19 protein-coding genes are annotated in these 20,265 nt (G+C 71.0%); 6 read left to right on the forward strand and 13 right to left on the reverse strand.

The annotated features are described in order from the left end of the window. Positions 1 to 34 precede the first annotated feature (34 nt). The 4 genes from H9I49_RS10980 to dapE are packed head-to-tail and all read right to left on the reverse strand — an operon-like array spanning position 35 to position 3,612. Entirely contained in the window at positions 35 to 1,237 is a 1,203-nt protein-coding gene (locus H9I49_RS10980; protein WP_188030353.1) for a hypothetical protein, read from the reverse strand. Further along, the gene (locus tag H9I49_RS10985) at positions 1,234 to 1,701 is read right to left on the reverse strand and encodes a cell division protein DivIVA (protein ID WP_188030354.1); all 468 of its coding nucleotides are present in this window, start codon (positions 1,699 to 1,701) and stop codon (positions 1,234 to 1,236) included. The genes H9I49_RS10980 and H9I49_RS10985 overlap by 4 nt, the downstream gene beginning before the upstream one ends. Next, a complete protein-coding gene (locus tag H9I49_RS10990) occupies positions 1,698 to 2,471 on the reverse strand; it encodes a TIGR00730 family Rossman fold protein (RefSeq protein WP_188030355.1) in 774 nt (257 codons plus the stop codon). Before H9I49_RS10990 ends, H9I49_RS10985 begins: the two co-directional genes overlap by 4 nt. A gap of 22 nt (positions 2,472 to 2,493) precedes the next feature. Next, positions 2,494 to 3,612, reverse strand: a complete 1,119-nt coding sequence (gene dapE, locus H9I49_RS10995; RefSeq protein WP_188030356.1) for a succinyl-diaminopimelate desuccinylase — start codon at positions 3,610 to 3,612, stop codon at positions 2,494 to 2,496. 90 nt (positions 3,613 to 3,702) lie between these two features. Here dapE and dapD point away from each other — a divergent pair, with 90 nt between their 5' ends. Next, positions 3,703 to 4,635 (forward strand): 2,3,4,5-tetrahydropyridine-2,6-dicarboxylate N-succinyltransferase, encoded by a 933-nt coding sequence (gene dapD, locus H9I49_RS11000; RefSeq protein WP_188030357.1) that lies wholly within the window; start codon positions 3,703 to 3,705, stop codon positions 4,633 to 4,635. Between the two features lie 47 nt (positions 4,636 to 4,682). Further along, on the forward strand, positions 4,683 to 5,555 hold the full coding sequence (locus tag H9I49_RS11005; RefSeq protein ID WP_255523815.1) for a hypothetical protein: 873 nt from the start codon (positions 4,683 to 4,685) through the stop codon (positions 5,553 to 5,555). A gap of 36 nt (positions 5,556 to 5,591) precedes the next feature. Here H9I49_RS11005 and H9I49_RS11010 read toward each other — a convergent pair whose 3' ends face one another. The 4 genes from H9I49_RS11010 to fdxA form a co-directional block, all read right to left on the reverse strand. Next, the gene (locus tag H9I49_RS11010; RefSeq protein WP_188030358.1) at positions 5,592 to 5,942 is read right to left on the reverse strand and encodes a hypothetical protein; all 351 of its coding nucleotides are present in this window, start codon (positions 5,940 to 5,942) and stop codon (positions 5,592 to 5,594) included. 68 nt (positions 5,943 to 6,010) lie between these two features. Further along, on the reverse strand, positions 6,011 to 7,291 hold the full coding sequence (locus H9I49_RS11015; protein ID WP_188030359.1) for a citrate synthase: 1,281 nt from the start codon (positions 7,289 to 7,291) through the stop codon (positions 6,011 to 6,013). Positions 7,292 to 7,484: 193 nt separating this feature from the next. Beyond that, positions 7,485 to 8,609: a succinyldiaminopimelate transaminase gene (dapC, locus tag H9I49_RS11020; RefSeq protein ID WP_188030360.1), complete on the reverse strand. Its 1,125-nt coding sequence runs from the start codon at positions 8,607 to 8,609 to the stop codon at positions 7,485 to 7,487. Next, positions 8,606 to 8,932 (reverse strand): ferredoxin, encoded by a 327-nt coding sequence (gene fdxA / locus H9I49_RS11025; protein ID WP_020143133.1) that lies wholly within the window; start codon positions 8,930 to 8,932, stop codon positions 8,606 to 8,608. Before fdxA ends, dapC begins: the two co-directional genes overlap by 4 nt. A gap of 64 nt (positions 8,933 to 8,996) precedes the next feature. Here fdxA and H9I49_RS11030 point away from each other — a divergent pair, with 64 nt between their 5' ends. Beyond that, positions 8,997 to 10,106, forward strand: coding sequence for a GNAT family N-acetyltransferase (locus H9I49_RS11030; RefSeq protein WP_255523816.1), 1,110 nt, complete (start codon positions 8,997 to 8,999; stop codon positions 10,104 to 10,106). Between the two features lie 13 nt (positions 10,107 to 10,119). On the opposite strand, the gene H9I49_RS11035 is transcribed toward H9I49_RS11030, so the two are convergent. The 5 genes from H9I49_RS11035 to H9I49_RS11055 form a co-directional block, all read right to left on the reverse strand. Further along, positions 10,120 to 11,847, reverse strand: coding sequence for a VanW family protein (locus tag H9I49_RS11035; protein ID WP_188030362.1), 1,728 nt, complete (start codon positions 11,845 to 11,847; stop codon positions 10,120 to 10,122). A gap of 181 nt (positions 11,848 to 12,028) precedes the next feature. Next, positions 12,029 to 12,952, reverse strand: coding sequence for an N-acetyl-1-D-myo-inositol-2-amino-2-deoxy-alpha-D-glucopyranoside deacetylase (gene mshB / locus H9I49_RS11040; protein ID WP_188030363.1), 924 nt, complete (start codon positions 12,950 to 12,952; stop codon positions 12,029 to 12,031). Between the two features lie 22 nt (positions 12,953 to 12,974). Beyond that, complete coding sequence (locus H9I49_RS11045; RefSeq protein WP_370587532.1) at positions 12,975 to 14,738, reverse strand: ABC transporter substrate-binding protein; 1,764 nt, start codon at positions 14,736 to 14,738, stop codon at positions 12,975 to 12,977. 16 nt (positions 14,739 to 14,754) lie between these two features. Next, positions 14,755 to 16,659, reverse strand: a complete 1,905-nt coding sequence (gene typA, locus H9I49_RS11050; protein ID WP_188030365.1) for a translational GTPase TypA — start codon at positions 16,657 to 16,659, stop codon at positions 14,755 to 14,757. A gap of 78 nt (positions 16,660 to 16,737) precedes the next feature. After that, positions 16,738 to 17,187 (reverse strand): (deoxy)nucleoside triphosphate pyrophosphohydrolase, encoded by a 450-nt coding sequence (locus H9I49_RS11055; protein ID WP_188030366.1) that lies wholly within the window; start codon positions 17,185 to 17,187, stop codon positions 16,738 to 16,740. A 66-nt stretch (positions 17,188 to 17,253) separates the two neighbouring features. Between H9I49_RS11055 and H9I49_RS11060 the strand changes: the two genes are divergently transcribed. The 3 genes from H9I49_RS11060 to H9I49_RS11070 all read left to right on the forward strand — a co-directional run bounded on the left by H9I49_RS11060 (position 17,254) and on the right by H9I49_RS11070 (position 20,257). After that, positions 17,254 to 17,562: a 4a-hydroxytetrahydrobiopterin dehydratase gene (locus tag H9I49_RS11060; RefSeq protein WP_188030367.1), complete on the forward strand. Its 309-nt coding sequence runs from the start codon at positions 17,254 to 17,256 to the stop codon at positions 17,560 to 17,562. A 146-nt stretch (positions 17,563 to 17,708) separates the two neighbouring features. Continuing rightward, positions 17,709 to 19,247 carry a hemolysin family protein gene (locus tag H9I49_RS11065; protein ID WP_188030368.1) on the forward strand — a complete coding sequence of 513 codons (1,539 nt, stop codon included), beginning with the start codon at positions 17,709 to 17,711 and terminating at the stop codon, positions 19,245 to 19,247. Further along, a complete protein-coding gene (locus H9I49_RS11070) occupies positions 19,244 to 20,257 on the forward strand; it encodes a hemolysin family protein (RefSeq protein WP_188030369.1) in 1,014 nt (337 codons plus the stop codon). The genes H9I49_RS11065 and H9I49_RS11070 overlap by 4 nt, the downstream gene beginning before the upstream one ends. The last annotated feature ends 8 nt before the right edge of the window (positions 20,258 to 20,265 follow it).

Genomic DNA, 20,265 nt, shown 5'->3' on the forward strand with positions numbered 1-20,265 from the left:
GCTCTCTATGGTGCGCGGACCCGGCTGAGCCACGTCAGGGCGGGTAGTCGCTCGGTGGCACGAAGCGCCACAGCACGTCGGTCCAGTAGTACTGGCCGACGACGAACGCGACGAGCAGGGGCACGGCCCGCACCAGCAGGCGCGTCCAGGTGTTGCCCCTCCGGTCGGCCCACCCGGCTCCGAGCACCACGACGAGGATCGGGAAGAGTGGGATGAGGTAGCGGAAGATGCTCGTGAACGGGTCCAGCGTCGCGACGAGGTAGGCCGTGTAGCCGAGCGTCCACGTGCGCAGGTCGGCGCCGAGGTTGCGGGCCCAGGGTCCGGCGACGATGAGCAGCACCACGATCGGGCCGCCGATGAGCCAAGGTCCCCATGACGGATCCTGCACGCGGTCGGCCCACGGCACGAAGAGCTCGATGCTCCGGTAGCTGCGCCACGCCGCCATGGTGTCGGTGTACGCGGAGCGGACGCCGGTGCGCCACCACGCGATCGCCGGCCACAGCAGGCCCGCGACACCGCAGCCGACGAGCGCGGCGAGCATCGCGGCATACGTGCCCGCTGTGATCGGGCGCTCGCGCCGACGTCGCCAGCGCAGCACGACGACGACGAGCGTCACGAGCCCGAGCGGCGCCGCGATGGGTCTCGACAGCCCGACGAGCACCGCCACGGCGGTGGCCACGAGCCACCGTTCCTTGGCGAGGGCGTAGAGGTAGCCGACGAGGAGCAGCATCGCCAACGACTCGGTGTAGGCGAGCTGGAGCGTCACCGACGCGGGGAAGCTCGCCCAGAGCGCGACGACGACGTGTGCCGCCGGGTCGCCGACGCGCTCGCGCAGCAGCAGCCCCATGACCACCGCCGCGCCGGCGCCGCAGAGCAGTGCGATGCTCGAGGCGACGGTCGGGAAGTCGAGGCCGGTCAGGGTCATGCCGATCCGGGCCATGAGGGGCAGGAGCGGGTAGAACGCCCACGGGTTCTCGGCCACCTCGCCGGTGCCGGTGACCGGCAGGACGTCGGGGTAGCCGCCATCGGCGACGCGCAGGTACCACTGACCGTCCCAGAGTGCCGTGAACGGGAAGTAGGTGACCGGCACGTCGTCTCCGCCGGTCATGCCGCTCGGCACCTGGTGCTGCATGACGACGAGCAGGACGGTCGTCGTGACCACGCGCGCGAGCGCGTACACCGCGAGGACCCACGCCATGAAGACCCGGCGCGGCCGCAGGGAGACGACCTCGGTCATGTGGTGCGTTCGCGGCCGACCGTCGGATCGGACGGTTCGGCCACCCGCGGTCGGACCTCGGAGGGCTCGGCCTCGGATGGCGTGCCTTCCGGCTCGCCGGCCCCGGAAGGCACGGAAGAAGCGGGAGGCTCGGAAGGCTCGGCTGCGGCAGGCTCGACGTCCGAGGACTCCGCCTCGGGCCCCTCGCGCTCCTCGCCGCGGAGCACGGCGATCTCCTCGTCCTTCTCGCGCAGCTCGCGCCGCAGCCGGTCGATGACACCGTCGACCTGGCTCATCCGGTAGCCGCGGGCCGCGACGTCGAGGACGAGGTCGTCGAAGTCGGCGTCCTGGATCGGCTCGTCGGGTAGCGGCTCGTGGCTCAGCGAGGCGCTCGTGCGTCCGAGCCCACCGCCGGCGAGGCCCAGGACGAGCGCGACGACGAAGCAGATGACGACGATGCCGACGAAGAGGAAGAGCCACTTCACGGTTGCGGCTCCTCGTGGGTGCGGATCGCCTTGACGGCCTCCTCCGGGTCGTCGGTGACGATGAGCCGGTCGATGTCGGCAGGCCCGATCATGCCGTTCTCGAGGACGGTGTGGCGCAGCCAGTCGATGAGGCCCTGCCAGTAGTCGACGCCCAGCAGCACGACCGGGAACTCGGTGACCTTCTGGGTCTGGGCGAGGGTCACGGCCTCGAAGAGCTCGTCGAGCGTGCCGAAGCCGCCCGGCAGCACGATGAACCCGCGGGAGTACTTGAGGAACATGACCTTGCGGGCGAAGAAGTAGCGGAAGTTGATGCCGAGGTCGACGTACTCGTTGAGCCCGGTCTCGAACGGCAGCTCGATGCCGAGCCCGACGGAGGTGCCCTTCGCCTCGAAGGCCCCCCTGTTGGCGGCCTCCATGGCCCCGGGACCGCCTCCCGTGATCACCGCGTAGCCGGCCTCGACGAGCCGGCGGCCCACCTCGATCCCCCGGGCGTATGCCGGGTCGTCCGGTCGGGTGCGCGCCGAGCCGAACACCGCGACCGCGGGCCCGAGCTCGGACAGGGCGCCGAAGCCCTCGACGAACTCGGACTGGATGCGCATCACCCGCCAGGGGTCGGCGTGCAACCAGTCGGTGCCGCGATGGCCTTCGAGCAGACGCTGGTCGGTCGTCGTCTGCGGCACCTTGTGACGGCGCAGCGTCACCGGGCCGGTCTGGCGCCGGTCCTCGTGGGGGCTCCCCGGCGTGGCGGGCACGGGCTGTTCGTCGCTCACAGCGCCACCCTATGCGGACGGGTCAGCCGAGCCAGCGCAGCAGTGCGGCTTCGGCGTCGGCGTACTGCTGCACCGGGCAGTGCTCGTCGTCCATGTGCGCGAGGTTGGGGTCGCCCGGCCCGTAGTTGACGGCCGGCACGCCGAGGGCCGAGAACCGCGCGACGTCGGTCCAGCCCTCCTTGGCGTTCACCGGCACGTCGAGTGCGTCGATGAAGGCCTTGGCAGCCGGCAGCAGCAGTCCCGGGCGCGCGCCGTCGGCGGCGTCGGTGAGCGTCACCTCGAAGCCGTCGAACACGTGCTTGACGTGGGCAAGGGCCTGCTCGGTGTCCTTGTCGGGCGCGTAGCGGTAGTTGACGGTGACCGTGCACCTGTCGGGGATGACGTTGCCGGCGATGCCACCGCTGATCCCGACGGCCTGGAGGGCCTCGTGGTAGTCGAGCCCGTCGACGTTGATCGTCTCGGCGTCGTAGGCCGTGAGTCGCGCCAGGAGGGCCCCTGCGTCGTGGATCGCGTTGTGGCCCTTCCACGGCCGCGCGGAGTGGGCCGCGACGCCCTTGGTGACGACGTCGACTCGCAGGGTGCCCTTGCACCCGCCCTCGATGGCGCCGTTCGTCGGCTCGAGCAGCACGGCGAAGTCGCCCGCGAGCAGGTGGGGTGTCGTCTCGGCGACCCGCGCGAGACCGTTGAACCTGCCGTCGATCTCCTCGCACTCGTAGAAGAGGAAGGTCAGGTCGCGGCTCGGCTCGGTGACCTCGGCGGCGATGCGCAGCATGATGCCGATGCCGCCCTTCATGTCCACCGTGCCGCGCCCCCAGAGCTCGCCGTCGACCCGTCGCGTCGGCAGGTTCGGCACGGCCGTGAGCGGCACGGTGTCGATGTGGCCGGCGAGCACGATCCGTTCGTCACGACCGAGGGACGTGCGGGCGATGATGGTGTTGCCGTCGCGGATGACCTCGAGGTGCGCGAGAGGTCGCAGGGCCTGCTCGATGGCATCGGCGAGCGCCTGCTCGTCGTGGCTGACCGACTCGATGTCGCAGACCGCAGCCGTGAGCGTCGTGACGTCGGCGGACAGGTCGAGGGACGCGCCGGGGAGAGCAACCTCGGAGGTGGTCGGTTCGGCGGGCAGCGGGTTGGACGGCATACGGGAAGGCTAGCGGGCGTCCGCCGGAGGTCTGTCCGCGCTCCGGGTCCCCGTTTCACGGTCATGGCCCGGCCCCATATCCTTGCGGCCATGTCGGAGCGCAACGCCTGGGGACACGGACTGACGACGATCACGGACGACGGGCAGGTGCTCGACACGTGGTTCCCGCAACCGGTCCTGGGGGCGCGTCCCGCCGATGCGGCCGCGCCCGAGGGACTCGAGGCCCTGGCCGGCGCCGACCCGGCCCGCCGCGTGCGGACCGAGGTCAGGCTCGTCGAGATCGACCTCGACGCGGCTCCCGCCGACCCGCCGGACGCCTACCTGCGCCTGCACCTGCTCTCGCACTGCCTCGTGCGACCCAACACGATCAACCTCGACGGTGTCTTCGGCGCGCTGCCCAACGTCGTGTGGACGAGCGCCGGCGCCTGCGCCGTCGACGGCTTCGAGCAGACGCGGATGCGGCTGCGTGCCCGGGGCCAGCACGTCGCCGTCTACGGGGTCGACAAGTTCCCGCGGATGACCGACTACGTGGTGCCGCAGGGCGTGCGCATCGCCGACGCCGACCGGGTGCGGCTCGGCGCGTACCTGTCCGCGGGCACCACCGTCATGCACGAGGGCTTCTGCAACTTCAACGCCGGCACGCTCGGCACGTCGATGGTCGAGGGGCGCATCGTGCAGGGGGTCGTCGTCGGCGACGGGTCCGACATCGGCGCAGGTGCCTCGATCATGGGCACGCTCTCGGGCGGCGGCACGGAACGCGTGAGCATCGGCGAGCGTTGTCTGGTCGGCGCCAACGGTGGCATCGGCATCGCCCTCGGCGACGACTGCGTCGTCGAGGCCGGGCTGTACGTCACCGCAGGTACCAAGGTGGTGCTGCCCGACGGGTCCGTGGTCAAGGCCAAGGAGCTGTCGGGGTCGAGCAACATCCTGTTCATCCGCAACAGCGTCAGCGGTGCCGTCGAGGCTCGTGACCGCAAGGGCACGGGCATCACGCTCAACGCCGCGCTCCACGTCAACGACTGAGCCCAGCCGCACGCCGGCTGGCCCGCAGCCGACCACCCGAGGACCCCATGCCGACGAACCGACCGGGCGCGACTCTCGCCAAGTCCCGCGAGCGTGCTCCCGTGCGCCGCCGACGCGGCAGGGTGACGCTGCTGCTCGTGGTTGCGCTCGTCGTCGCGGGCGTGTGGTTCGGCGGTCGGTTCCTCTACTCGAGCGTCGTCAACCCGAAGTGCACGATCACGGCCTCCGGCATGACCGAGACCTTCGACCCGGACCAGACGGCCAACGCGGCACTCATCTCGGCCCTCGCGGTCAAGCGCGAGATGCCGCCGCGCGCCGCGACCATCGCACTGACGACCGCCTTCCAGGAGTCGAAGATCCGCAACCTGCGGTACGGCGACCGTGACTCGCTGGGGCTGTTCCAGCAGCGGCCGAGCCAGGGTTGGGGCACCGAGAAGCAGATCCTCGACCCGGTCTACGCGACCAACAAGTTCTACGACGCCCTCGAGAGGTACAAGGGCTACGAGACGGCCGACATCACGAAGATCGCCCAGCGCGTCCAGAAGAGCGGCTACCCCGAAGCCTACCGCGACCACGAGGGCCAGGGACGGGTGCTCGCCTCGACGCTGACCGGCCACTCCCCCGCCGGGCTGACCTGCCGGCTCGACGACGCGACGTCGTCGGCCTCGCCCGCCCGGATCGCGAGCGACCTGGCCGAACAGATGGGGGTGACATCGGCCCGAGCCGGCGACGGGTTCGTCACCGTGTCGGCCGGCGACGCGACGACCGCGTGGGCCGTGGCGCACTGGTCCGTCGCGCGGGCCGAGCTCTACGGCGCGACGACGGTCAGCATCGGCGAGCGGGCCTGGGACCGCGGCGCCGGCGACAAGGGCTGGTCGGACGGGACCGCCGGCACGACCGTCACCATCACCCTGGCTTGAGCTGCTGGCGTGGCCGGCGCCGCCGGGGCGGCCGCGTCAGCCGGTGGCGCGGTCCAGGTGCTGGAGCAGGTCGTGCGCGGCGAGCTCCACGTCCTTGTGGCGCCACTCCGAGGCCCGGTAGACGCAGGCGATGAGCGCCGTGCGGTGCACGCGCCGGAGGTCGCCGTAGACGAACGCGTACCGCGCCTTCGTCTCGTCGTTCGCTCCCTCGGTGAGCCCGAGGTGCCAGGCCGCGTAGTCGTCCCACGAGTGGTTCTCGAGGTACGCGTTCTGCGCCGCCGCGTCTGGCTGCACGTCTCCCCAGTCGCTGTCGAGGACGTACTGTCGCTTGTCGATGAGCTCCCGACACCGGGCGACGGCCGCGTCGTTGACGATGTACTTGGCCATCACCCCATCATGCCGATGCCCCCGCCCGTTGTGGGGCGAGGGCATCGGGTCGGTCTGGCGTGCGCGGCTCAGGCTGGGTACGACCGCTCGGCCTCGCCCGTGTAGATCTGGCGCGGACGGCCGATCTTCGTCTCGGGGTCGTTCATCATCTCGCGCCACTGGGCGATCCAGCCCGGGAGACGGCCGATGGCGAAGAGCACGGTGAACATCTTCGACTCGAAGCCCATGGCCTTGTAGATGAGGCCGGTGTAGAAGTCGACGTTCGGGTAGAGCTTGCGCTCGACGAAGTAGTCGTCGGCGAGGGCGATCTCCTCGAGGCCCTTGGCGATGTCGAGGAGCGGGTCGTTCTGGCCGAGCTTCTCGAGGACCTCGTCGGCGTACTTCTTGATGATCGCCGCGCGCGGGTCGTAGTTCTTGTAGACGCGGTGCCCGAAGCCCATGAGCCGGACACCGTCCTCCTTGTTCTTGACCTTCTCCATGAACTTCTTCGGGTCATCGCCCGAGGCGCGCAGCTTGGCGAGCATCTCGAGGACGGCCTGGTTGGCGCCGCCGTGGAGCGGGCCGGAGAGGGCGTGGATGCCGGCGGAGACCGAGTTGAAGAGGTTCGCGTGGGCCGAGCCAACGAGGCGGACCGTCGAGGTGGAGCAGTTCTGCTCGTGGTCGGCGTGCAGGATGAAGAGCAGATCGAGGGCCTTGGCGACGGTCGGGTCGACCTCGTAGGGCTCGACGGGGTAGCCGAACGTCATCCGCAGGAAGTTCTCGACGAACGACAGCGAGTTGTCGGGGTACATGTACGGCTGGCCGACGCTCTTCTTGTGCGCCATCGCGGCTATCGTCGGCAGCTTCGCGAGGAGGCGGACCGTCGAGATCTCGACCTGCTCCTGGTCGAACGGGTCGAGGCTGTCCTGGTAGAACGTGCCCAGCGCCGAGACGGCCGAGCTGAGGACCGGCATCGGGTGCGCGTCGCGCGGGAAGCCGTTGAAGAAGGCCCGGAGGTCCTCGTGCAGCATCGTGTGGCGGCGGAGCAGGTCCTCGAAGCGGGTCAGCTCGTCCGGGGTCGGCAGCTCGCCGTAGATGAGCAGGTAGGCGACCTCGACGAACGTGGACTTCTCAGCCAGCTGGTCGATCGGGTAGCCGCGGTAGCGCAGGATGCCCTGGTCGCCGTCGATGTAGGTGATCGCGCTCTTGCACGACGCCGTGTTGACGAAACCGACGTCGTAGGTGACGAGGCCGGTCTCCTTGAGCAGGGAGCCCACACCCAGCCCGTCGTTGCCGACCACGGCGTCGACGCCCGGGAACGTGAGTTCCTTGTCTGCGACCTTGAGTGTCGCGTCCACTGCCTTCGTCACTGTTCCTCGCCTCCTGTAACTCCGGCCCAGACGTCGCCGGACGTATCCGCGAGCGACGTTACCCCAGCGTCGGGCAGCCGGAGAAAACAGGTCCATCCCCGTACCACCGCCCGGACACCCCTGACGACGCGCGTCGTCAGGGGTGTACGGGGCCCCTGTGGCGCGTGCCTTGCGACGGCCGCAGCCGGGGCGGTCAGAACCGGGCGCAGGCGGCCGCGACGCGTTCGTCGCTGGCAGTGAGCGCGATGCGCACGTGGCGCGCGCCCGCGACACCGTAGAACGCACCCGGCGCGACGAGGATGCCGCGGTCGGCGAGGTCGGAAACGGTTGTCCAGCAGTCTTCCTCGCGTGTTGCCCAGAGATAGAGGCCCGCCTCGGAGTGCTCCACGCGAAGGCCCGCCCGGGTGACCGCCGCGAGCAGCTGCTCGCGCCTGCGGGCGTATGCCGTCCGCTGCGCCTGCACGTGGGTGTCGTCGCGCAGGGCGACCGCCATGGCGTGCTGGACGGGCGTCGGCATGATCATGCCGGCGTGCTTGCGCACCTCGAGGATCGCGCCGACGAGGGCCGGGTCACCGGCGAGGAATGCCGCGCGGTAGCCGGCGAGGTTGGACTGCTTGGACAGCGAGTACACCGCGAGGAGGCCGTCGTGGGAGCCGTCGCAGACGTCGGGGTGCAGGATGCTCGGCGTGGACGTGCCGACCTGGCCGTCGCGCCAGTCGAGCTCGGCGTAGCACTCGTCGCTCGCGACGACGACACCGTGCCTGCGCGCCCACGCCACCACCTTGCGCAGGTGGTCGACGCCGAGGACCTGCCCGTTCGGGTTGCCGGGGCTGTTGAGCCACAAGAGCTTCGGTGTCGTGGCCGCCGTCAGCGGGCCCAGGCTCGTCAGTGACTGCGCGACGACACTCGTCGCGCCGGCGATGCGTGCCCCGATGTCGTAGGTCGGGTACGCGACGGCGGGGATGCCGACGACGTCACCGGCCCCCAGGCCGAGAAGCGTCGGCAGCCACGCGACGAGCTCCTTGCTGCCGATGGTCGGCAGGACGGCGTCGATCGCCAGACCCGGGACGCCGCGGCGCCGCTCGAACCACTCGCAGATCGCCACCCTCACGTCGGCGGTGCCGACCGTCAGCGGGTAGCCCGGGGCATCGGCCGCCTCGGCCAGCGCACGCCGGACCACCTCTGGGGTCGGGTCGACGGGCGTGCCGACCGAGAGATCGACGATTCCCTCCGGATGCGCGACCGCTCGCGCCTTGTACGGCGCGAGCGAGTCCCAGGGGAAGTCAGGTAGGTGGAGTCCTGTGCGCGACGTGGTCACTCGTCGTGTTCCTGAGGCGGCAGGGCCTCGATGAGCGGGTGGTCCTTGTCGATGACGCCGAGCTTCGCGGCGCCGCCGGGGCTGCCGAGGTCGTTGAAGAACTCGACGTTGGCGTTGTAGTAGTCGGCCCACTGCTCGGGGACGTCGTCCTCGTAGTAGATCGCCTCGACGGGACACACCGGCTCGCAGGCACCGCAGTCGACGCACTCGTCGGGGTGGATGTAGAGCGACCGCTTGCCCTCGTAGATGCAGTCGACCGGACACTCCTCGATGCAGGCGCGGTCCTTCAGGTCGACGCAAGGCTGGGCAATGACGTAGGTCATGGGGAGCGGACCTCCTGCTGTGGAGCGTTCGGGAGCGGATGCTGCACCGCCTAGTATGCCGGACATGAACGGCGAGCCCACGCACGGCCCCACCGATGAGACCGGCCCCGAGCCCGGTTCGCAGCACCACCCCGGGGAGGGCTCCCTCGGTGGCACCGACACCGCGGGACACCGGCTCACGGCCGGCCTGACCATCGGCAGCCGAGTCGTCGTGCGCTACCGGCTCGAGGAGGGATCGCAGGCCGCGGCCACCGATTTCCTGGGTGAGCTGGTGGCCCGTGACAACGACTTCCTCATCGTCGACACGAGGACCGAGCGGGTCAAGCTCATCCGCGCCGACGTCATCGCCGCCAAGGACGTTCCCCCTCCCGCGAGCCGCCCGGGCCGCGCACACCGGCGCATCTCGGCCGACGACCTCGAGAAGGTCATGGCCAAGGGCTGGCCGGCCGTCGACCGCGGCGGTCTCGGCGACTGGGTGCTGCGTGCCTCCGGCGGCTTCACCGGCCGGGCCAACTCCGTGCTCGTCGTCGGCGACCCGAGCCTGCCCCTCGACCCGGCGATCGACTTCGTCGAGAGCTGGTACGCCGAGCGCGACCGCCCGCCGCTCTTCCAGGTGCACGGCGAGCCCGGCTTCGTCGCCGAGGACCAGCCGGCCGTCGCGGCGCTGCTCGCCCGCGGCTACGCCGTCGGCGGCGGCAACGAGAGCTGGCAGCGCGTCCTCGTCATGACCGGGCTGTCCGCGGCGGTACCGCCGCTGACCGAGCAGTCCGCGCCGGTGATCGCCGACGCCGAGCTGAAGCCGGACTGGCTGATGACCTACGGCGAGCAACGCTCCATCGTGCCGGGCTCGACCGAGGCGGTCCTCACGGGCAGCGACGGTCAGCTCTTCCTGTCGGTGCGCCACCCGGAGAGCAACCGAATCATCGCCCTGGCACGGCTGGCGATCCACCCGGGCTGGGCCGGCATCTTCGGTCTCTGGGTGCACCCGGACCATCGCCGGTCGGGGCTGGGCACGACGCTCGTGTCGGCCGCCGCCATGGTCGCGCGCGAGAACAACATGCCGGCGATGTACATCCAGGTGTCGGGTGACAACACGGCCGGGGTGTCCTTCTGGGAGGACCTCGGCTTCACCGTGCACCACGAGTACACCTACCTCGCCCGCCCCGCCTCCTGACCCTGCCGCTCCGTCACGGCGGTGTGGCGTCGGGGTTCGTGCAGATGATGCGGTCCTCGGGGTCGTAGTGCGTCGACACGCTCTCGCTCCTGACCAGGGTGCTCGATCCCGGCCGGTACCACTGCCGGGTCACCGTGACGTCGAAGCCGGGGTTGGCCTGCTGCGGGTAGCACTTGAGGCTGTCGCTGCGAATCGTCTTGGGGGGCACGACGTTTCGCCGCGGGCCCTTGACCGACCTGACGTCCCACGTCTTCGTGCTCCAGACCCGACCGTGGACGTACCCGTCCTCGACCCAGGTCTGTAGCAGCATCCCGTACGGCGTGCCGTTCCTCCACCGGTTGTCGATCGACGGCCAGTAGACGGTCGCCTCGCGTCCCTCGGGGTAGCGCGGGATGAAGAAGGCGTGCGGGCTGAACTCGAGGAAGTCGACGCCGGCGAAGTAGGCCATGTTGTAGACGACGGTCGAGACCTGGCTGACGCCGCCTCCGGTGCCCCGAGTCAGGCGCCCGTTGATGATGACGGTGCCGTCGGCGTACCCCTTGGCCTTCGTGCGCTCGCCGAGGATCCCGTTGAGGCTGAAGATTCCTCCCGGTTTCACGTAGGTGCCGTTGATCCGCTTCGTGGCGACGACGAGGTTGTGCGTGCGGGTCGTGTCGTTGGTCGGGAACGGTGACCTGAAGTCGACGACGAGCGTGGTGACACCGGCCTTCTGGGCGTCCTGCGACGTGAAGGCCGGGCGCGTGATGGTGGGCCGCACGTCGACGGTGCGGTTGGTCCCCGAGATCGCTGCGACGACCCGCTCGGTCACGGCGCGCTCGTCGACCGCGGCGCCGTCGACCGACGGCACGAGACGGGGGCGGCCGTTGCCGGGCTCGAAGACCCAGTGCGCGTTGCGCGCAGTCCGGGTGGTCACCTTGAGCTTGCCCGCCACGAGCGCGGCGAGCCGGGGCTTGTCGAACGTGGGGGTCAGGCCGCCTCCCCCGTCGGGCTCGACGGTCACCATCGGCGCGTACGCAGCGGGTGGCAGGAGCACCTTGGTCTTCCCTGCGACCAGGGTGAGCGGACGGGACATCGCGGTGCTGCCGAACTGTGAGGCGACCCGCTGGAGCGTCTCGGCGCTGACCCGCGGGTCAGTCTCGCGAACAGCGGCCGTGGCCTCGGTGCGGTCGGGAAACGCCTTGCGCAACGCCATCTTCGTCCCGGCGAGGTCCAGGGTCCGGCCGGGCACCGGCATGTCGACCGAGACGACACCGCCGGGGAAGGTCACCTTTCCCTCGACCGGGGCGACGGCAACGGTGGGGGCGAGCCTGCCCAGATAGGCCGTGAGCGCGTCGTCGTCGGCACTCGTCAGCAGCGGTGCCTCGATCGAGCCGGTGAGCTTGCCCCAGACCGTGCGCGGGTCGAGCGTGAAGCCGGTCAGTCCTTCGAGCGAGCGCTCCGCGTCGACGCGGAGCCCGGCCTCACGAGGCACCACCTGGATGGGCTGGGCACGGCCCGGCACCGTGAGCGCAATGGGCGTGACGAGCATCGACCGCGAGCCCCTGTCGATCGCGGCACGGGCGGCGTGACCGGTCATGCCGCCGACCCGGATCCCGCCGACCGACACCGTTGCCGGCACGTGCTCCGAGGCCCAGGTGCACAGCCCCACGTATCCCCCGCCCAGGACCACCGCTGCCACGACGAGGCGCACGGCGATCGAGCGTCGCTCTCGACGGTTGTCGTCGTGCCAGTCGTCGGACATCAGGTCTCCGGGCGCCGGGAACAGGTGGGCACAAGGTAACCCGCGCGGTGACCGAAGTAGCCGAATCAGGAGCCCGGTGTCGTCCCCGTGACGAGATCGTTGTGGCAGCCCGGTGCCACCGCGGCGTTGTCGGTGGAGAGGGTCACCACGTGTGACGCCCCGGAACGCTCCACGAAGCCGCTCATTCGAGCAGGTCGCTCCCCCGCCGGCCCGTCGGCTCCCACGTGCGGGGGTCGACCTGTCGGAAGCCCTCGCGTCCGGTGGTGCGTACCGCCACGAGGTTGGAGAGTGCGTGGACGTCCTCGCTCGCGACGATGACCTGCGTCGCGTGCGCCCGCAGGGCGGCGTTCTTGGCCGGCCTTGCCCGGTCGTCGTGCACGACGTGTGTCACGAGGTCGTCGTCGACGACGGAGGGCGGGAACGGGTCGTCAGGGGCCGGCACGAGAAGTGGAGGGGGCGCGTCGGCGCCCGACGCGCCGAGGTGCTGCCCGCGCCACCACACGGTGGTGTCGAGCAGGGCACGGTCGGCGTGGCAGAGCCACGCACGGTCCTCGCGCGCCCAGCCGACCGGCGTGAGGATCTCGTAGGTGCGGGCCGGCAGGTCGGCATCGTCGAGCAGCTGGAGCGCGCGGCGGGTGACGCGGTGAGTCTGGATGTGGTCGGGGTGCCCGTAGCCGCCGTGCTCGTCGTAGGTGACCACGACATCGGGCCGCAGCTCGCGCACCAGGGCGGCCACGAGAGCCCCCGCGTCGTCCGGGTCGGCAGCGGCGAAGGCCTCCGGGCGCCGGGCCGCGGGCGAGCCGGCCATCCCCGAGTCGCGGTAGCGCGACAGTCTCCCGGCGGCAGGGTCGGCGCCGAGCACGTGCCCGGTCACGCCGAGCGTGCCGAGGGCCCGGGAGAGCTCCCCGTGCCGGTACGGTCCGAGGCGGTCGGCCGGGTCGCCCTCGAGGTCGGCCAGGCCCGGCGGGATGACCTCGCCCTCCTCCCCGAGCGTGCACGTGAGGACGTGCACCTCGTCACCGCGCGCGACGTGGTGGGCCATCGTCACCCCGCACGTCAGGGTCTCGTCGTCGGGGTGGGCATGGACGAGGAGCAGGCGGGCCACGGGAGTCCTCTCGGTCAGGTCGTCAGCGCACGGACACGGTGGCGAGGTCGACGATGCCGCCGACGCTGTGGTCCTCGTAGAACTTCACGCCGGCGCCGTGCAGGTGCAGGGCCTTCGTCGCGGACAGCGCGATGTAGCCGCCCTGGTCGCGGATGGCCCGGTCGGCCTGCTCCCACAGCTTGGCGCGGGCCCCGGGATCGGCCGTCGTGTCGGCCTTGTCGATGAGGGCATTGACGGCGTCGCTGCTGAAGTAGCCGACGTCCTGCCCCGGACCCGACGAGTCGATGTTGATGCGCGGGTCGAACAGGGCCGGCAGCACGCCACCGGCCGACGGCCAGTCAGGCGTCCAGACACCACGGAACACGTCGTAGCTGTCGACCGACGTCGGCTCCTCGATGGTCTCGTAGTACTCCTCGGGCGGCACTCCCGTGAGCTGCACCTCGAAGCCCGCACGCTCCCAGCCGGCGGCGAGGGCGGCATACGCCTTGTCGGCCAGCACGGAGCGCGCGTGCACGACCCGCAGCTTGACGGGCAGCTTCACGCCGGCCTTCTGGAGCAGGCCCCGCGCGGCCTCCGGGTCGCCCTCGACACCGGCACCGGCCGGTGGCGTCACCGACTCGGGGTCGATGGACGGCGACAGGATCGACCACGTCGGCGTGCCGGCACCCTCGCCTCCCGTCGCAGCGACGTAGGTGGCGCGGTTCGTCGACAGCGCCAGCGCCTTGCGGACCGCCGGGTCGGCCATGACCTTGCTGCGCATGTTGACGGCGAGGTAGTCGACGTTGCCGGTGTAGGGGAAGGTCAGCCGGGCCTGCAGGTCGGTACCGGCCTGGTTGCGCAGCGTCGGGCTCGCCTGGACCCACGACACGGCGTACGCGTCGTCGTCCTGCTGGTTGAGCAGCCGCTGGATGACGTTCGACTCGCTGAGCCCCGACGTCACGTGGATCTCGTCGGGGTACGCCTGGCGGATCGGGTCGGTGCGGGGGTCCCAGTGCTCGTTGCGCACGAACGTGCCGCCCTTGCCGACGTTCCACGGCTCCCTGAGGCGGTACGGCCCACTCGACATGACGGCATACGACGCCTTGTCGGACCTCGTGTCGGCGGACGCCTTGCGCGGCGCGAACTCCGGGAGGGCGACGATGTGCGGGAAGTCGGGCTCGGCGTCACGCAGGCGGAAGGTCACGGTGCGACCCTTGCACGAGACGGCCCGGTCGAAGTCCTTCTGGTCGGCCTTGTCGGAAGGGCCTGCGTAGACCGGCTTCTCGAGTCCCTCCGCGGTCACCTTCGTCGGCATGTCGAGCAGGAAGCTGGCGTAGTTCGTGCCGCCGACGTGGGTGCGCCGGTCGAACGTGCGGGCCACGCCGTGGCGCACGTCGTCGCACGTGATCGGTGAGCCGTCCTGCCACTTCAGGCCCTCGCGGAGCGTGAACGTCCACGTGCGCCCGCCGTCCGCGGGCGTGCCGGTGTCGGTGGCGAGGTCGGCCTCGATGTCGCGCTGGTGCTCGCCTGTGCCGTATGCCGTGAGGCCGCGGGCGAAGGTGCGCTGCGCGAAGAACGCCTCGGGCCCGACGTACATCAGCTGCGGGTCCCACGTCGAGATCGTGCCCGCGACGAGGACCTGGAGGGTGCCGCCGGGCTGTGGTTGCCCGGCCGAGCCGGCTGGAGCCGTCCCGATGGCGCCCTGCGTGTCAGACGTGTCGGGAGAGCCGGTGCACGCCGCGGCACCGGCTGCCAGGAGGGCCGCACCGACCCCGATGGCCAGTGCCCTCCTCAGCCTGCGCACCACGCCGCGCACCCTCCTGTCAGCCCTCGGCCTTCGCCGCCGCCCGGATACGGGAGGCGGTGCGCGCACGCTCGTTGGCGTCGAGGACGACCTTGCGGATGCGTACGGCGTCCGGCGTCACCTCGACGCACTCGTCCTCGCGGCAGAACTCGAGGCTCTGCTCGAGGCTGAGCTTGCGCGGCGGCACGATCTTCTCGAAGTTGTCGGAGGAGGATGCGCGCACGTTGGTGAGCTTCTTCTCCTTCGTGATGTTGACGTCCATGTCGTCGGCTCGGGAGTTCTCGCCGACGATCATGCCCTCGTAGACCTCGGTGGTCGGCTCGACGAAGAGCACACCGCGCTCCTGGAGGTTGACCATCGCGTACGACGTGACGACACCCTTGCGGTCGGAGACCAGCGAGCCGCTGGTGCGGGTCGTGATGGTGCCGAACCAGGGCTCATAGTCCTCGAAGACGTGGTGGGCGATGCCGGTGCCGCGCGTCTCGGTGAGGAACTCGGTGCGGAAGCCGATGAGCCCACGGCTCGGCACGAGGAACTCCATCCGGATCCAGCCGGTGCCGTGGTTGGTCATCTGCTCCATGCGCCCCTTGCGGGCAGCCATGATCTGGGTGATCGGGCCGAGGAACTCCTCGGGGGTGTCGATCGTGAGCCGCTCGACCGGCTCGTGGACCTTGCCGTCGACCTCGCGGGTCACGACCTGGGGCTTGCCCACCGTCAGCTCGTAGCCCTCGCGCCGCATCTGCTCGACGAGGATGGCGAGCGCGAGCTCACCACGGCCCTGGACCTCCCAGGCGTCGGGGCGCTCGGTCGGCAGGATGCGCAGCGACACGTTGCCGATGAGCTCCTTGTCGAGGCGGTCCTTGACCATGCGGGCCGTGACCTTCGTGCCCTTCGTCGCCCCGCGCCCGACGAGCGGGCTCGTGTTGGTGCCGATCGTCATCGAGATGGCGGGCTCGTCGACGGTGATGAGGGGCAGCGGGATGGGGTTCTCGGCGTCGGCGAGGGTCTCGCCGATGGTGATCTCGGGAATGCCGGCGACGGCGATGATGTCGCCCGGGCCGGCACTCTCGGCGGGCTTGCGCTCGAGGGCCTCGGTCATGAGCAGCTCGGTGATCTTGACCCGCTGCTGGGAGCCGTCGTGGCGACACCACACGACCTGCTGGCCCTTGGTGATCGTGCCGTTGTGGACGCGGAGCAGGGCGAGGCGGCCGAGGAAGTTCGACGCGTCGAGGTTGGTGACGTGCGCCTGGAGCGGGGCTTCGTCGTCGTACGTGGGGGCGGGAATCGTCTCGAGGATCGTCGCGAAGAGCGCCTCGAGGTCGTCGCCCTCGGGCAGGCCGCCGTCGGCGGGGCGCTCGAGCGAGGCACGGCCGGCCTTGGCCGACGCGTAGACGATCGGGAAGTCGATCTGGTCCTCGGTGGCGTCGAGATCGAGGAACAGCTCGTAGGTCTCGTCGACGACCTCTGCGATGCGCGAGTCGGGACGGTCGACCTTGTTGATGCAGAGGATGACCGGCATCTTCGCCGCGAGCGCCTTGCGCAGCACGAAGCGGGTCTGCGGAAGGGGGCCCTCGGAGGCGTCGACGAGCAGCACGACACCGTCGACCATGGAGAGGCCGCGCTCGACCTCCCCACCGAAGTCGGCGTGGCCGGGGGTGTCGATGATGTTGATCGTCACGCCATCGCCGAGGCCGCGGTCGGAGGCGGCCTTGCCGTTGTAGTGCACCGCGGTGTTCTTGGCGAGGATCGTGATGCCCTTCTCACGCTCCAGGTCGCCGGAGTCCATCGCGCGCTCGTCGACGTGCTGGTGCTCACCGAACGCACCGGACTGCCAGAGCATCTTGTCGACGAGCGTGGTCTTGCCGTGGTCGACGTGGGCGACGATGGCGACGTTGCGGATGTCCGCACGGGTCTTCATGGGCATGAGGGACAGTCTCTCAGGGTTTCGAGGGTGGTTCTGACCACGCGCGTGGTACGTGGACGGGCGGTGGGCCCGGGCGGCTCACGTGCGTTTCGGGCCCCGGAGCATCGTCCCCAGCGTCTCGACGATGGGCAGGTCTGCCGGGAGCCACCCGACGGCGCGCAGGTCGTCGAGCTCGAGCCAACGCAGCTCGTCGTGGTCCTCGATGGGCGCCGGCTCCCCCTCGACGACCTCGGCGAGCCACACCAGCATCTCGTACCGCTCGCCGAGCGGCCACGTGGCGCCCGGCAGCGGGCCCGGCACGTGCACACCGAGCCGGATGCGTACGCCGAGCTCCTCGAGCACCTCACGATGCAGGGCCGACAGCGGCGACTCCCCCGCGTCGACCTTGCCGCCGGGCAGCTCCCAGCCGCCGGCGAGGGCGGACGGCTCGGTGCGCCGCGCCGACAGCAGCCGGGCGGGGCGCTCGAGGTCATCGACGATGGCGGCCCCGACGACGAGGCGGACTGGCGTGGGGTCAGTGGTGCTCATGGCGACCTCGATGGTGCCACAGCGGCGCCTGCGAGTCGGGGCAACGTCTGGCGGTTTACTGGAGGCATGACACGACTGCTGGACGACGAGGAGATCGAGCGCCAGCTGGGCGACCTGCCCGACTGGACCCGCGACGGCGACACGATCCGGGCCTCCTACAAGGCCCCGGACTTCCTCGCCGGTATCGCCCTGGTGCAGGAGGTCGCCGCCGCGGCCGAGACGATGGACCACCACCCCGACATCGACATCCGCTGGCGCACGGTGAGCTTCGCACTGTCGACCCACTCCGAGGGCGGGCTCACCCAGCTCGACATCGAGCTCGCCCACCAGATCAGCCAGGAGGCCGCGCGCCGGGGGGCCTCGTCGGCCGGGTGAGGGCCGACGCGAGTCACCTACCATTGCCGCATGCGATCGCACTCACGCTCCGGCTCGCGCGCCGAGTCCCGGGAGGGCCATAGTCCCTGGCCGGACCCGGTCCGGCCGTCCCCGCCCCGCCACTCGCTCGCCCGGGTGGTGATCGCATGAGCACCGTCCTCGGCATCGGCCTGGGCCTGCTGCTGGTTCTCGCCCTGACCGCCGCGACCGGCTATTTCGTGGCCCAGGAGTTCGCGTACGTCGCCGTCGACCGCAACGCGCTCAGGGAGCTCGCCGAGCAGGGCGACGCCGCCGCCACCCGTGCCCTGCGGGTCACCTCGCAGCTGTCGTTCACGCTCTCGGCAGCGCAATTCGGCATCACGGTCACCGCGCTGCTCGTCGGCTACGTCTCCGAGCCCCTCGTGGGTGAGGGACTCGCGCAGCTGCTCGACCCCTCGATGTCGTATGCCGCCCGGCTCAGCCTGTCCGTCACGGCGGTGCTCGTCTTCTCGACCGTCGTCCAGATGGTCTTCGGCGAGCTGGCCCCCAAGAACCTCGCCATCGCCCGCACGGTGCCCCTGGCGCGCTCGCTCAGCCGCTCGACCCTGCTCTACCTCACGGTCGCCGGGCCGCTCGTCCGCCTCTTCGACCGCGCGTCGACGACCCTGCTGCGCAAGGTCGGCATCGAGCCCGTCGAGGAGCTCGAGCAGGGGGCGACGGCCGCGGACCTCACCCGCATCATCGACGAGTCGCACGCGGGCGGCCTGCTCGACGACGACCTCTCGGGGGTCCTCGAGGGCGGTCTGCGCTTCCGCGAGCTCGACGCCGGCGACGTCATGACGCCGCGCGTGCGCGTCACGACGATCCACGCGGACGCCCCGGTCTCCGCTCTCGTCGACCTGCTCGACAGCGGCTGGTCACGCTTCCCCGTCACCGGCCGCGACGGCGACGACATCGTCGGTGTCGCCGGGATCGCCGAGGTGCTCTCGGTCGAGCCGGCCCGGCGGGCGACGACATCCGTGGGCTCCGTCGTGTCCGACCCGACGGTCGTGCCGACGAGCGCCCCTCTGCCCCGCGTCCTCGAGCAGATCCGCCACGACCACCGCCAGATGGCGGTGGTCGTCGACGAGCACGGGGGCTTCGCCGGCGTCGTGACCCTCGAGGACATCGCCGAGGAGGTCGTGGGCGAGATCCTCGACGAGGACGACGTCCCCGAGCCGGGCGTCGTCGAGGCCGGCCCGGATGCCTGGTTCGTGCCCGGCCACCTTCGCCTCGACGAGCTCGACACCGCGACCGAGCTGCGGCTCGAGAGCAGCGACGAGCACACGACGATGAGCGGCCTCATCCTCGAGCACCTCGGTCGCACGGCCGTCGTCGCCGACGAGCTCGTCGTCGAGGCGCGCCGCGAGGTCGTCACCGAACGACACCACCGCTCCGACGATGCATCCCACGACGCATCCCCCGACGCACCTGATGACGGACGCGCCTCCGCCGCAAGCGATCCCGCCACAGGCCGCGATGACGACTCCGACAGTCCGCGCGAGCGCGCGATCGGCCGCGAGCGCGACCACGACGACCTCGAGCGGCGCCACCTGCCGGTGTCCGTGCGTCTCACCGTCGAGGCCGTCGAGCGGCACGTGCCCTCGAGGGTGCGGGTCGAGGTGCAGGGCCTCATGCGCGACCAGCGGACGGAGGCCGGCCGATGATCACCGCCCTGCTCGTCTCGGTCCTGCTTCTCGTGCTCAACGCCTTCTTCGTCGCCGCGGAGTTCGCGGTGGTCGCGAGCAAGCGCCACCGCCTCGAGGACCTCGCCGAGCGCGGGAGCGTCGCGGCACGGGCCGCCGTGCGCGCCAGCCGTGAGCTGTCGCTCATGCTGGCCGGTGCGCAGCTCGGCATCACGCTCTGCACGCTCGGGCTCGGCTCGCTCGCCAAGCCCGCGGTGGCGGAGCTGCTCAGCCCCGTGTTCACGTTCGTGCGCGTCCCCGAGGCGGCGGCATACGTCGTCTCGCTGGTGCTCGCCGTCGGCATCGTCGTGTTCCTCCACATGGTCGTCGGGGAGATGGCCCCCAAGTCCTGGGCCATCGCGCACCCGGAGCGCTCGGCGGTGCTGCTCGCGCTGCCGTTCCGCGGGTTCGCCCGCGTCGCGCGCCCGGCGCTGTGGCTGCTCAACGCGATGGCCAACGGATGCCTCCGGCTCATCGGCGTCACCCCGCAGGACGAGCTCGGCCAGGTCCACGGCCCGAAGGAGCTGCAGCTGCTCATCGCGAGCTCCAAGGACCACGGCATGCTCGCCGATCCGGAGCACCGGGTCCTCGCCGGGGCGATCGACCTCGACACGACGCCGCTCACCGAGGTTCTCGTGCCCATCGACCGCGCCATCGGCCTCCCGACGACCGCCACGTGCGCCGAGGCCGAGGCGCTGTCGCGCGACAGCGGCCGGTCGAGGCTCGTCGTCAGCGAGGGGGACGAGCCCGTCGGCATCGCGCACGTGCGTGACATCGTCCGGGCGGCGCCGGGCGCCCCCGTGACGGCCGTCACCGCCCCGGCCGTCCACGTCGCCGCAACGCTCTCCCTCCTCGACACCGTGTCGCTGATGCGGGCCCAGCACGCGCAGCTCGTCCTGGTCGATGGCCCGTCGGGCCCGATCGGGTTCGTGACGATGGAGGACCTCCTCGAGCGCGTGCTGGGACGGTTCGACGACGAGACCGACGCCTGACACGCCAG

It is taken from the genome of Terrabacter sp. MAHUQ-38 (assembly GCF_014518425.1).
Lineage (GTDB): Bacteria > Actinomycetota > Actinomycetes > Actinomycetales > Dermatophilaceae > Terrabacter.